The sequence below is a fragment of the Winogradskya humida genome (genome assembly GCF_016862215.1).
Classification (GTDB): domain Bacteria; phylum Actinomycetota; class Actinomycetes; order Mycobacteriales; family Micromonosporaceae; genus Actinoplanes; species Actinoplanes humidus.
The window spans coordinates 14,687-29,068 of record NZ_BOMN01000155.1; the positions used below are offsets into that span (position 1 = coordinate 14,687).

5 protein-coding genes are annotated in these 14,382 nt (G+C 64.1%); 2 read left to right on the forward strand and 3 right to left on the reverse strand.

Translation table 11 applies throughout. The annotated features are described in order from the left end of the window. Positions 1 to 14: 14 nt before the first annotated feature. Complete coding sequence (locus tag Ahu01nite_RS49495; protein WP_203843751.1) at positions 15 to 9,329, reverse strand: putative Ig domain-containing protein; 9,315 nt, start codon at positions 9,327 to 9,329, stop codon at positions 15 to 17. A 391-nt stretch (positions 9,330 to 9,720) separates the two neighbouring features. On the opposite strand from Ahu01nite_RS49495, the gene Ahu01nite_RS49500 reads away from it, so the two are divergent. Continuing rightward, complete coding sequence (locus tag Ahu01nite_RS49500; RefSeq protein ID WP_203843756.1) at positions 9,721 to 11,253, forward strand: ISL3 family transposase; 1,533 nt, start codon at positions 9,721 to 9,723, stop codon at positions 11,251 to 11,253. Positions 11,254 to 12,452: 1,199 nt separating this feature from the next. Further along, positions 12,453 to 12,740: an NUDIX domain-containing protein gene (locus tag Ahu01nite_RS49505; RefSeq protein ID WP_203843752.1), complete on the forward strand. Its 288-nt coding sequence runs from the start codon at positions 12,453 to 12,455 to the stop codon at positions 12,738 to 12,740. Positions 12,741 to 13,594: 854 nt separating this feature from the next. Here the strand turns inward: Ahu01nite_RS49505 and Ahu01nite_RS49510 are convergent. Continuing rightward, the gene (locus Ahu01nite_RS49510; protein WP_203843753.1) at positions 13,595 to 13,909 is read right to left on the reverse strand and encodes a hypothetical protein; all 315 of its coding nucleotides are present in this window, start codon (positions 13,907 to 13,909) and stop codon (positions 13,595 to 13,597) included. Next, positions 13,881 to 14,156, reverse strand: coding sequence for a hypothetical protein (locus Ahu01nite_RS49515; protein WP_203843754.1), 276 nt, complete (start codon positions 14,154 to 14,156; stop codon positions 13,881 to 13,883). The genes Ahu01nite_RS49510 and Ahu01nite_RS49515 overlap by 29 nt, the downstream gene beginning before the upstream one ends. Positions 14,157 to 14,382 lie beyond the last annotated feature (226 nt).

Sequence of the window (14,382 nt, forward strand, 5' to 3'; positions counted from 1 at the left end):
ATTCCCGATTGACCTTAGCTGACCGGCTTGATCGTAGTTACGTCTGGCATGGCAGACGACGGGCCCTTGTACTCGCTCATCGCCGCTCCGATCTTGTTCTTATTGTCAAGTTTCACATCCAGGCCGAATTGATCCGAATTCAAGCTGAATTGCTGCTCAGCATTCCGATATCCTGCAACAACCCTTGAACATGCTTTCCTGCCAGAGCATGGAATCCTTTCGCTATAGATTCCGGTAACGCTGTCCGGGCTGATGTTGTTCTTCTTCAAGTAGTCGCTGAGCAGTTGTTCGGAGTGGGATCCGCCGGGCACGTTCTGTGCCACATGGTACGTAACGTCCGCGCCTTCGCCGGTACGGAATACTGCAACATTCTGACCGGTATCCACTCGATTGCGCATGCGATAGTCCATGGCCACCTGCGCCATGTCGGAGTGTGAGGCACCCAGGGAAATCTGCGGGCAATCGGTGTTGTGAACGAGCACTGGCTGAGTGCCGCCAAGCACATAGTACGTGTGCAGGTTGTCGACGGTCAGGTTGTACATTGCCATGCTGCCGGCGAAGTTACGCAGCGACTCCACGATGATGGTGCCACCATCGGTGCCGCTCAGGATTGTGCCGGTGACCAGGTCTTCCGCGTCTGTCCATTCCCGGGTCCCGGGCGTCCAGAATAGGTGATGCGCGGTGGTGTGAATGACGGAACCGTCAGTCAGGGTGAGATCCGTCAGCTCTGTGTCGGTGTTGACATGCACGGCCGTGACCGGCTCACTGGCCGTTTTCTGAATGGTCGGATCGCTGGCCAGAACCTGCTGCCCTGGCCGGATATCCTGGATGGCGGTGGTTTCGCCGTTGGCCATGAGCACACGGGTGTCGCCGCGGAAGCTGTTGTGCGGGACGCAACCTTCAATTCCGCCGCCTCGACTACGGAGGAAATCTCTAATCAGATCAAGGACATCGTAAATCGTTTCCGCCTTTTTGACGACACCATCGAGCGTCTCGCTGTCTACCTCGCAGAAAGAGGATCGGATTGCATATTCTGCGCACTTCTCGGCGAATATTGATTTCTTTCCGTCGAGGCTAAGATCGCCGCTGTGCTCGTAGTAACCAGCCTCATCCACGAAGTGGTGAACAAGATATTCTTCGTAGTCTTCGACGGTGCAATCATCAAACACGGCACTGCATAACCATGGGCCTTCTTTGCTTCCGGGACGATCGAAATACTCCTGGGCCAGCGTCTTGATGCCCTGACACTGCGCTACGCACAGCCCCGTCTTGGGATCCCAGAAGAGGGCGTGGCCCCCGAAGTAGTCCTTGTCTTCGGCATGCGTCACCGGAATGAAAGGTGTGCCGTCCTCAACGTAGAGGGTCAGATCGACCTGGAAGGTCGGATTTTCGTCTGGAACGCCGCCGGTGTGGGTGCGTACCAGGTTGGTCGTGCCGGAAGGCATGTTGTTCAGGCGATAGATGTCTGTGTTCGTCACCGCGAAACCGGCGTTGGTGCCATCGGACACTCCGGAGGACTCGCCGATGACGTTCATTGCGCCAATGACATCGATCCGGGTGAGCCGCAATGGTGGTTGCGGACCTTGCTGTTGCGATACGTCTGCCATGACGTACAAGGCATGATCGGCATAGGCCATGTACGAACCCATGACCCGGTACTGGAGGTTCGCAGTAGTCTTCGATACGACGCCGATCCAGCCCTCTACCTGCTTTCCCCCTGTTTCTTCGACCAACACCGTCGTTTTCGTGGTGCCATCGACGATGAAGACACCGGACTCAGAGGCAGCCATCAGAGCCCCGGCCGGGAGGTTCTGCATGACCTTGTTGGTGACGCCACTCTTGAGCCCGTACTGGTACAGCGTGTTCGACGAGTTAATGGTGTAGAGATACTCGCCGGCTATGGAAGAACGCTGGTTTGCCTGTGCCCGCAGAGTGCGGGTCGATCCGGTGACCGGGTTGACGGCACGAAGGCCGCAGGAGGAGTCGAAAACGTAGATCAACGACCCGTCAAACCCCACGACCGAAGCGCTGTAGAACGTCGCTTGCGCCCCCGTGCTCGCGTCGCCGCAGCCGTTGTTGCCGCCGGCCACCGTGCGGGTCTCACCGGTGTAGATATTGGTCTTCGAGACTGTCGATCCCGAGGCGGTGAAGGCATACCAGCCGACGACGGCGACGCCTGACAGGCTGCCAGGGAGGCTGACGATCTTTTTTTCCGGCGAGTCGATCCCGAGGCTCGGACCTTCCCCATCGGCAATCGGATCGGTGAATCCGCGGGAGGCCGTGCTGATTTTGTAAAGTCCATGCTCGCCGGCGGTGTAGAGGTCGGAGCCGTCGGCGGCAATCCCCATAGTGGTAGAGAGCAGAGCATCGTTGTGGGCGCCGTCGCCGGCGACGATCTGCAAGCTGCCAGTTCCCTTGCTGATGCGGCTGAGCAAATTCTGGCCGTCGACGAAGTAGATGTAGTCGCCGACGGAGAGGGCTGCAAACACCATGTTGCTGGGCATCGAGAACTTCTTGTTCTCTGCCGCGTTGCCGTTCAATGCGAGACCGCGCAGGGTTCCGGCGTTGTCGAATCCCCACAGGTAGTTGCCGTCGGCCGCCAGCGGACCGTTCACGGTGACGTCGTCGAACACGCGGGTGGTTACGCCCGACCCCAGGTCGTAGCGCGAAATCTTGCCCGCGCTGTCGGTGCTGTAGAGGAATTGGCCGGCGACCGCGGTGCGACCGCCGACTGCAGGTCCGATGGTGGTGGTCGTCCCGTCTTGCGGGTTGACCGTCCGCAGCCCACAGTTCGGGTCGTTTACGTAGATCAATTCGCCGTCGTTGCCGATGATGTTGGCGTTGTAGAAGCGAGCTTGCGCGCCCTGGCCGACGTCGGCCTTGTCGCAGCCGTAGCTGTCGCCACCGGCAATCGTCGTTGGTGCGGGGTCTGCCCCCGCGACGACACCGACCCGTACGACCTTGGTTCCGACGCCGGTGTAGGCATAGCCATTAATAACCGTCATGCCCAAGGACCACCGGTCGGGGCCGGTCCGGGTGACCACGCCGGAGTCCAGGATCGGCCCGGTGGCGGGCGGAGCGAAGGTGCGAACGACGGGTGCCAGTTTGGAGAGGCCGTGGTCGCCGGCGGTGTAGAGATAGGCGCCATCGGTGGCGATGCCGTTGGTGGTGTGTAGCAGGCCACCGTGGGCGCCGTCACCGGCGACGATCTGTAGGCTGCCGTCGGTTTTGCTGATCCGGCTGAGCAGGTTGCGGTTGTCGGTGTAGTAGAGGTAATTGCCGGCTGATCGTGCGGTGGAGACGCCGCCACTGGGCAGAGAGAACGTGGTGGCTGTGGTGGTCCCGTCGAGGGCTAGGCGGTAGAGCTTGTTGTCGGAGTTGTTGAACGCCCACAGGTAGGTGTTGTCGGCGGCCAAAACGCCGTACATGTCGGTGCCGTCGAACATGCGGGTGGTTTGTCCGGTCTGCAGGTTGTAGCGCCAGATCCGGCCGTAGGAGTCGGCGGTGTAGAGGTAGTGCCCGGCGATGGTGGAGCTTGGTGCGATTGGTGCGGGGACGGCGCGGGTGGCTCCGGTGATGGGGTTGACCGCTCGTAGGGCGCAGTTGTAGTCGGCGATGTAGATCAGGGAGCCGTCGGTGCCGATGACGCGGGCGCCGCCGTAGAAGCGGGCTTGGGCGCCGTTGCCGGCGTCGCTACACCCGTAGCTGTCGCCACCAGCAACTGATTGAGCGGGGGCGTTCTTGCCGCCGGCAAGGTCGTACCGGACAACTCTGTAGCCCACGACGGTGTACGCGTAGCCGCCGAGCACTGCCACGCCACCACTGCTTACATCCGTACCCACTGGACGGACATCGCCGAAGTCCACGGCGGCACGGTCGGCCGGCTCTTCGAAGACGCGAGGGGCGGTGGCAAGCCGGGCGAGGCCGTGCTCGCCAGCGGTATAAAGGTAGGTGCCGTCGCTGGCGATGCTGCTGGTGTAGTAGAGCAGGTCATCGTCGTGGGCGCCGTCACCGGCGACCACTTGCAGGCTGCCGTCGGTTTTGCTGATCCGGCTGAGCAGGTTGCGGTTGTCGGCGTAGTAGAGATACTCGCCGGCCGACCGTGCGGTGGAGACGCCGCCGCTGGGTAGCGGGAAGGTTTTAGTCGAGGTGCTGCCGTCGAGGGCGAGGCGGTAGAGCTTGTTGTCGGAGTTGTTGAACGCCCATAGGTAGGTGTTATCGGCGGCGAGGACGCCGTACATGTCGATGCCGTCGAACATGCGGGTGGTCTGTCCGGATTGCAGGTTGTAGCGCCAGATTCGGCCGTAGGAGTCGGCGGTGTAGAGGTAGTGCCCGGCGATGGTGGAGCCTGCTGCGATTGGTGCCGGGACGGCGCGGGTGGCGCCGGTGATGGGGTTGACCGCACGTAGGGCGCAGTTGTAGTCGGCGACGTAGATCAGGGAGCCGTCGGTGCCGATGACGCGGGCGCCGCCGTAGAAGCGGGCCTGGGCGCCGTTGCCGGCGTCACCGCAGCCGTAGCTGTCACCACCAGCAACTGATTGTGCGGGGGCGTTCCTGCCGCCGGCAAGGTCGTATCGGACAACTCTGTAGCCCACGACGGTGTACGCGTAGCCGCCCAGGATGGCCACGCCATTGCTGTACGCATCGGGGCCGAGCCCGGCGACCGTGGCCGAGTCCATGACCGGGCCGGCAGCTGGCGGGGCGAACGTACGGCCGGTGGACGTAAGCCGGGCGAGGCCGTGCTCGCCAGCGGTGTAGAGATAGGTGCCATCACCGGCGATACCGCTGGTAAAATACAGCAGGTCATCATCATGGGCGCCGTCACCGGCAACAACTTGCAGGCTGCCGCCGGTTTTGCTGATCCGGCTGAGCAGGTTGCGGTTGTCGGTGTAGTAGAGATACTCGCCGGCCGACCGTGCGGTGGAGACACCGCCGCTCGGCAGCGGGAAGGTTTTAGCGGGGGTGCTGCCGTCCAGCGAAAGACGGTAGAGCTTGTTGTCAGAGTTGTTGAAACCCCACAGGTACGTATCGTCAGCAGCCAGAACGCCATACATGTCGACGACGCCCTCGAACACCCGGACCGTTTGACCGGACTGCAGGTTGTAGCGCCAGATCCGGCCGCTGCTGTCGGCGGTGTAGAGGAAGTGCCCAGCGATGGTCGAGCTCGGTGCGATCGGTGCGCTGATGGTCCGGGTGGCTCCGGTGGCCGGAGTAACCGCGCGCAGGGCGCAGTTGTAGTCGGCGACGTAGATCAGGGAGCCGTCGGTGCCGATGACCCGGGCGCCACCGTAGAAGCGGGCCTGCCCACCGGTGCCGGCGTCACCGCAGCCGTAGCTGTCACCACCAGCAACTGATTGTGCCGGGGTGTTCTTGCCGCCGGCAAGGTCGTATCGGACAACCTTGTACCCGACGACGGTGTACGCGTAGCCACCGAGAACGGCGACGCCACTGCTGTACACATCTGGGCCGAGCCCAGCGGCCGTGGCCGAGTCCATGACCGGGCCGGCCGCCGGCGGGGCGAACGTACGCCCGGTGGACGTAAGCCGGGCGAGGCCGTGCTCGCCAGCGGTGTAGAGATAGGTGCCATCACCGGCGATACCGCTGGTGTAGTAGAGCAAGCCTCCGCTGGCGCCGTCGCCCGCGACCACTTGCAGACTGCCGTCGGTTTTGCTGATCCGGCTGAGCAGGTTGCGGTTGTCGGTGTAGTAGACATAGTCGCCCGTCGACCGCGCAGTGCTGACACCGCCGCTGGGCAACGGGAACGTCTTCGCCTCGCTCGTGCCATCAAGAGTGAGTCGGTAGAGCTTGTTGTCAGAGTTGTTGAAACCCCACAGGTAGTTGCTGTCCGCGGCCAGAACGCCGTACATGCTCAGGCTCTCGAACATCCTGGTGCTCTGTCCGGACTGGAGGTTGTAGCGCCAGATTCGGCCGCTGCTGTCGGCGGTGTAGAGGAAGTGCCCGGAGATGGTCGAGCTCGGTGCGATCGGTGCGCTGATTGTCCGGGTGGCGCCGGTGGCCGGGGTTACCGCTCGTAGGGCGCAGTTGTAGTCGGCGACGTAGATCAGGGAGCCGTCGGTGCCGATGACGCGGGCGCCACCGTAGAAGCGGGCCTGGCCGCCGGTGCCGGCGTCGCCGCAGCCGTAGCCGTCGCCACCAGCAACGATTTGAGCAACAGCGTCTTTACCCGCGGCCAGGTCGTACCGGACGACCTTGTACCCGACGACCGTGTACGCGTAGCCGCCCAGAATGGCGACGCCATTGCTGTACACGTCCGGGCCGAGCTCGGCGACCGTGCCGGAGTCCATGACCGGGCCGGTGGCCGGCGCGGTGTAGACCTTCCAGGGGAACGAGGTACTCCCGGCACGCCCGCTGTCACTGACGGCGGCCACGGAAACGGTGAAGGTTCCGGCCGAACGTGCGATGCCGGTGATGACACCGGTGGTACTGCCGATCGTCAACCCGTCGGGCAGGCCGTCAGCGGTCCAGGTCAGCGGCCCGGCGGACTCGGCCACGGTGATCGGCAACGCCGCGACAGGTTGCCCCTGATCGACAGCGTCCGGGGCGGGCGTGGTCAGGGTCAGCGACGGGGCGACGACAACGAACGAGAACGTCACCGTGCTGGTGTTTTTCAGCGCGTCGGTGACAGTGACCATGACGGTTGCGGTGGTCCCACGGGTGGGGGTGCCACTGATGAGACCAGTGCCCGCCGCAAGGGACAGCCCGGCCGGCAGGCCGTCGGCCTTCCAAGCGTACGGGGCTTTGCCGCCGGTGACGGTCAGTTGCTGGGACACCTCGATACCGAGAGTTCCCTGCATGGTGCCGGGATTGCTCAGACTCGCGGGGACGACGACCGTCCAGGAGACGCTGAGGACGCCTGCCGCGCCGGAGGGATCAGTCGCAGTGATCTTGACGGTCCCCGTCGCTGCCGTGGCGGGGGTGCCGGAGACGACACCCGTCACGGTGTCGAGGGTCAGGCCGGCCGGAAGGCCTTCGGCCTTCCAGATGTAAGTGCCATCGCCGCCGGTAGCGGCCAGAGTGAGCTGCGCCGCAACGCCGATGGTGCTGCTCTGCTCGCCGGGGTTGGTCACCGCCACCGTGGCCTTGATCGTGACGGTGAAGGCGACACTGCTGGTACGGCCAATGCTGTCGGTAACAGTGGCGGTAACCCGGGCGGTACCTGCGACGGTCGGGGTGCCGGAGAGTACACCGCCGCTGGTGATGGCCAGCCCGGACGGCAGACCGGTAGCGGACCACGTGTAGGGGCTCGTACCACCGGTCGCGGTCAGGGTCAGCGTGCTGGCGACGCCGACCGTGCCCGTCTGCGCCCCGGGGTTGGTAGCGGCGACCGGGACAGCAACAACCCAGGTAAACGTCCCGGTCAGGGTGCGTCCGACTGCGTCTTTGGCCGTTGCCGAGACTGTCGAGGTTGCCGCGGTGGTGGGGGTGCCGGAGATGACACCGGTCGCGGTGTCGAGGGTCAGACCGGCGGGTAGACCGGTGACCGTCCACGTGTACGGTCCGGCCCCGCCGGTAGCGGCCAGGGTGAGCTGCGACGCGATACCGACGGTGCCCTGCTGGGTGGGCGGTGCGGTGAATGTCAGCGGGCCGGCGACGTTCCAGGTGAAGGACTTGCTACCGGTGCGCCCGGTGGCGTCCTTCGCGGTGAGGGTGACCGTCGAGGAGCTGGCGGTGGTGGGGGTGCCGGAGATGACCCCGGCCGTGGTGATCGCCAGCCCGGTGGGCAGACCGGTTGCGGTCCACGTGTATGGGCTGGTTCCGCCGGTAGCGGTTACGGTCAGGTTCGTGATTGCTGTACCGGTGGTGCTGTTCTGGGTGGCCGGTGCGGTGACCGTCGGCCCGACCGCGACCACCCAGCTGAACGTGCGGGTCAGGGTGCGTCCGACCGTGTCTTTGGCAGTCGCAGAGACTGTGGCGGTCGCTGCGGTGGTGGGGGTGCCGGAGATGACTCCGGCGGTGGTCGCGGTCAGGCCTGCGGGTAGGCCGGTGACTGTCCAGGTATAGGGATTGGTGCCGCCGCTTGCGGTCAGGGTCAGCGTGGTGGGTTGGCCGACGGTGCCCTGCTGGGTGGTTGGCGCGGTGAATGTCAGCGGGCCGGCAACGTTCCAGGTGAAGGACTTGCTACCGGTACGCCCGGTGGCATCCTTCGCGGTGAGGGTGACCGTCGAGGAACCGGCGGCGGTGGGGGTGCCGGAGATGACACCAGCCGTGGTGATCGCCAGCCCTGTGGGCAGACCGGTCGCCGACCAACTGTACGGGCTGGTCCCGCCGGTAGCAGTTACGGTAAGGTTTGTGGTTGCGCTGCCGGTGGTGCCGTTCTGGGTGGCGGGTGCGGTGACCGTCGGGCCGACCGCGACCACCCAGCTGAACGTTCTAGTCAGTGTGCGTCCGACTGCGTCTTTGGCCGTTGCGGAGACTGTCGAGGTTGCCGCGGTGGTGGGGGTGCCGGAGATGACACCGGTCGCGGTGTCGAGGGTCAGGCCGGCGGGTAGGCCGGTGACTGTCCACGTGAACGGATTGGTGCCGCCGCTTGCGGTCAGGGTCAGCGTGGTGGGTTGGCCGACGGTGCCCTGCTGGGTAGCCGGCGCGGTGAACGCCAGAGCGTCCGCCACATCCCAGGTGTACGACAACGGAGCGCTCGGGATCTTCGACGCCGCGGTAGCAGTGACCTTCACGGAGTACGAGCCGTTGGCTGCGGGTGTGCCGGTCACCGCACCGGTCGACGAGTTGATCGTCAAACCGGTGGGCAAGCCGGTGGCCGACCACCCGTACGGCGTGCTCGCGCCAGTCGCCGAATGTGTGATGCCTGAGATTGCCACGCTCCGGGTGCTGGTCCGATACCCCGGAGCAGCAAGCGTGGCCACGACCGGAGCAGTACCTGTCGTCCACGAGAACGCAGCGGTGTTGGAAAGGTTCGCAGCGTCCTTCGCGGTCACCTTCACCGCGTAGGTACCCGCCGTGGTCGCCGTGCCCTTGATGACGCCCGTCAGCGCATCGATGGTGAGCCCGGTCGGCAGGCTCGTCGCCGACCACGCCAACGGCGGGGTGCCACCGGAAGCCGTCATTCCCAGGCCGCTGAGCGGGACACCGACACCACTGAACTGGCCCGCCGGGACGGCGACCAGCGGAGCGGCGGCCGCGAGCGCCGCGGGAGCCTGCAGGAAGGTAGCCAACACCGCCGTAACGCACACCATCACCGTCGTGGTGATACGACGCGCTCGCCGAGACGAATGACCCGGCGTAGACGGCTCAACGGTACGGACCCTGAGATGACTTTCCATGCCCACCTTATTCCGAGCAAACAGATACAAGGCAAGGGTCCGTATTGCCGCATGAGGAAGGAACGTCCGTTTTGGTTAGCGAACTATCTAGGCGACTCAGCAGACAGATCTCGCGTCCAGAAGTGGTTGTCTAATCGGGTGAGTCGGCAACCCAATGGCACCCAGCGCGCGCCTCGAAAGATGCATCCTGTCCCTCACACCGCAGCCGCTTCACAACCGCAGGCGACACGAACCATCTCATAGCGAAAAGTTCTCAACCTCAGAAAGCCGAGCGACCGGCTGCCATACCTCAAGCAGACCTGGAGGTTTGCCCTGGAAGGACGGCAGCCAGGTGTCGAGGCCGGGCAGACGGGGACTGGAAAGAACGGCTCTGTCTCACTTGCGGTGGTGACGGAAAGTGATCGTCTTCGTTGTTGTCGATATGATCGATGTCGATGTGCTGGTGAACACGGTGTTCTCGGGCCTGTCCCCGTTGGTGATCGATGACGTCCCTGACCAGGGTGAACTGATCCTGATCCGAGCTCGGACACCGTCGCGGGCGGTGGTGTGTCCGGATTGCGGGGCGTTGACGGAGCGGGTGCATGGCTATCACGAACGGGTGGTCGCTGATGTGCCGGTCGACGCACGACGGGTCGTGCTGCGCGTCCGGGTGCGGCGCATGGTCTGCCCGACACGAGGCTGCTGGCAGACGTTCCGGGAACAGGTTCACGGCGTGCTGGAGCGCTATCAACGCCGGACACCACGGCTGGCCGGCCAGATCGGGGCCGTGGTCAAGGAACTGGCCGGACGGGCCAGTGCTCGCCTGTTATCGGCCTTGGCGGTGGTGGTGTCCCGGCATACCGCCCTGCGGCTACTGCTGGGTCTGCCACCACCGCAGCGGCCGGTGCCCCGCGTGCTCGGGGTGGACGACTTCGCGTTGCGCCGTAGCCGGCAGTACGCGACGGTCCTGATCGACGCCGAAACTCATGAACGCGTCGATGTCCTTCCCGACCGCGAAGCTGACACCCTCGAGAAGTGGCTGCGTGAGCATCCCGGCGTCCAGATCGTCTGCCGGGATTCCTCGGCCACCTACGCCGAAGCGATCCGCCGCGCTCTGCCCGCCGCAGTCCAGGTCGCCGACCGCTGGCACCTGTGGCACAACTTCGCTGAAGCCGCCGGCAAAGAAGTCGCCGCGCACAGCCTCTGCTGGGCCAAATCCGGCCCGCCGCCACGCGACGGACCTCAAGCCGTGACGACCCAGGAACGCTGGCAACAGATCCACGCCCTTATCGACAAAGGCGTCGGCCTGCTCGAGTGCGGCCGCCGGCTCAACCTGTCACTGAATACCTTCAAACGCTACGCGCGTATCACTGAACCCGACCGCCTCGTCCGGGTACCGAAATACCGTCCCACCCTCGTCGACCCCTACCGCGAGCACCTGCGCCGGCGCCGCGAGCAGAACCCCGCGATCGCAGTGACCCACCTGTTTAACGAGATCAAGGATCTAGGTTACGGCGGCAGCATGAACCTGCTCGTCCGTTACATCACCCAGGGACGCGTCGAAGGCGACCTGCCGCCGATGTCGCCACGCCGGCTGACCAGCCTCGTGCTGACCCACCCTGATCACCTCACCGACACCCAACGCGAACGCCATCACGAGTTGACCACCGCCTGCCCGGAAATGACCGCCCTCACCAGCCTCGTGGGTTCCTTCGCAGAGCTACTACGGCCCGCCACCGCCAACAACGACCGGCTCACCGACTGGATCAGCGCCGCCCGCGAGGAAGACCTGCCACACCTGCACGCGTTCACCCGCGGACTCGACCGGGACCGCGACGCGGTCGACGCCGCCGTCACGCTGTCCCATCACAATGGAACGACCGAAGGTGTTAATACCAAAACCAAACTGCTGAAGCGCCAGATGTATGGGAGAGCAGGATTCACTCTTCTCCGCCACCGCATCCTGCTCGGATAACCTCACCCACCGTCACCACCGAAATTGCGACAGAGCCGTTCTTTTTACAGTCCCACCGGCAGCCACACCCGCTCGCCGGAGGCCTCGAAGACCTCGGCATGGCGAGACGATTCGACTGAAGAGGTGTCCAAGCCGACGCAAAACACGCCAGCCTCCAGAATCAGAAGTCGTTGACAATTAGCCGAACATTTTTGCTACCTCGTTGCGTGATGGCCGATCTCCCTAAGAATTTCAGGACCTGTACATGCCCGGGTATACATAATCCCAGGTCGGTGACGTTGTAGCTATATGTCAATGACACCCCTTCTTAAAGCAGGCACACCCCCTGGCATTGCTTCGGCATCCGCAACGTCAGTGACGTTTACCTACCCGGCCGAGCCATTGCGGTGGATGACTGAGCAGGCCGTGGATACCGTTGTTCGATGGGTGTCCATGAGCGGCCGTTGCAGGCTCCGTGCCAGTGGTGCGGACGTGCTGTGCAGCAACCGGCCACCGGGCGCCTTCTTCGCTATTGCAACCGATCCTGCCGGCAACGTGCCTACGAAGTCCGTTCCGCGCAGCGGCGTCTGAGGCGTGACGTCGAGGCCGGAGTCGTGCGGACGGAGCCGGCCGAACGGATTGTGGAGCGCGTGTTGCCGTCCAGGCATCCGCGAACTGTGGCCGGATGGGAACAGGCGTTGACAGAGCTGGCCGCCCAATGCGGCGACGGAAGGCTCGCGCCGTGGCACGCCGCTCGTGTCGAACGAGCACTGGCCGTGGCTATGGACGCAGCCCATGTCCTATCGGCGACAATGCCGGCTGGTTCCTCCGCGGGTGTCACATCGCAACCTGGCACGCTGCTGGAGCGCCGGGTTTCGCCGCTGTCAATAGTGCTGTGGGAGACCATCCTGCGGCGTATCCAAGCCGCAGGCGGGACGTTGTCGGTGACGATGGAGGGTTTGGCGGCCAGCCTGGGCACACCTGTGGGGGAGGTGTCTGCTGTGCTGTCGGAGGGGGAGCGGATGGGGTTTGTTGCTGCACGGCGGTACGGGCAAGACGTCGACATTGGTCATCTCGCTGTGCATGCGCGCGTCGAGTTGAGTATTCGGTAACTGAACAAGCCGCAGGCGGGCGTGGACCAATCGTGTTGCTCAAAGAGAGGGCAGATAGATCCGGAGACTGATGCTGACGTGACGTCGCGACACGGTGAGAGGTGCGGTGTGGATAGGCGGATCGACTATTTCGACGACCCAGGTGCTCCGGCAGCAACGTCGCTGGTGCCCGCGGCAAACGCGATCGTCGTCGACGATTACGGCGAAGTCCTTCTGATCCTCCGCTCGGACAACAGCAATTGGGCTCTGCCGGGCGGTGCGATGGATATCGGTGAGTCTCTGCCCGCATCTGCGCATCATCGAGATGGTGATCTGGACGTCCTGGGACGATCTCATGCCGGACCGGCGCTTGGCCCAGGGAACGCCATGGCTACATCGGGCTCCTGGCGCAGTTAACCGAGTTCGATGCCATACCCGTATACCGCAGCGGTGGACCCGTGCAACCGGACGTCAGCGATGGGCCTGAACGCAACGGCGCTGAGAGCAATGCGCGTGCCTGAGTGCAGCGTGCTCGTGTACGTGGTGTCTGCTGGCCTCACTATCCACGCGGTTGACCTCTTACGGGGATCGGAAGAGGTCAGCGGATTGTGACCTCTTCCGTGGAACCCGTAGCAAGGTTGCGGTCTCGATCGCTGCAGGTCAGGCGCACGGCCCAGGGTCTGCGGTCTTCGATTCGTAGCCGATTGGAGATCAATTAGGTTGCTGCTCCCAATCTGCTCCCACCTGTAAGTGGTCAACTCTCGATTGCTCCTTGCGCGGGACTCTACGCAAGTCTTTGACCTGGGGCGATGTAGTGCTGTTCAGTGCAGTTGGGGACCGTTGTGCGCAGTTGTGTCAGCGAACGGTCCGCGAGCCGTTGACCTGGGACTCTGTAATGACCTGCGTTAGCGTGGGTGCAGTCGTGCGCAGGTCAGGGACGTTCAGGTCGGTTCAGTGCAGTTGGGAGCAGCCCGCTGCTCCCAGTTTGCTCCCAGCGATGGTCAGTTGCGGGCGCTGTTGTGTCGGGTTAGACCCTCGGTCTAGTCCCTATCCTGATAGCTAAGGGGTGGCGCTCCGTCAAGCGGAAGCATGGCCCCGTGACCGGATGGTTCTGACGAGGGCGGAGTCGTCGCCGGCGCGACTGGTTAGCGCTGGTCGGGCATTAGCTCGACGCGGAGAGCACCCGCCCTCGGGAGGTTGCCGGTGACGAGACAGGCTTGGAAGATGCACGACATAAGGCCCCGCCGGATGGGGTGGCGGGGGCTTTCGTGTCAGTGGACGACGTATCCGGCCATTGCCACCGCCGCGAAGTCCAGCTTCACCCCACACAAGGCCCCGTCTTTCCCGTCTTGCGACACGACCTCAGGCGTTGTGACGGTGCGGGCCTCACCCGGCGGGATCTTCACCGGTGGAGATAGGGAAAGGTCACGTGCCGAGTGAGTCGTGCCGGGGAAACCCGTCGACCTCAGGCCGGACAGTTTGAACTGCGACACCGAACAGCCGGGCTCCTTCACGACCAAGCTCGTGTCGTCTACTGCCAGAGAGGTCGCGGTCACTTCAAACGTGTTGTGGTTCGTCACGGTCACTTCGGCACCGACGGTGAGCCCGGGGGCGATGGCGCTGGTCAATTTGGAACTTTCGACGGTCAGGTTTTTTTGCGATGGCAGCTTCGGAGTCGATACTGCCGAACCCGAACACCCGTACTGCGGCGTAGGCGGTACCGGAGGCGAGGAGCACGGCGAGGCCGACCCCGATGACGTACTTGCGGGACTTCTTCTGAGCAATCTTTTTTGCCAGGGCTTCGACGGCGGCGTCGGAATAGTGCAAGGTCACGAATGGTCCTCGGCTTGCTGGATGATGCGGCCCGGATGGCCGGCCGGCTGAGGCTATTCCCGCTGCGACCTCGGCATTTGGCTTCGAGCTGTTGGCCGTGCGGCAGGAGTAAGCCGTGTGGCGGCGGTGATCAGCCGAGCGGGTCGAAGCCTTGATCGGGAGGACCGTGACCGCATCGTTTCATCTTGTTTCGTGATCGTGGGCAGCACGACAGCCTGCTGCCTAA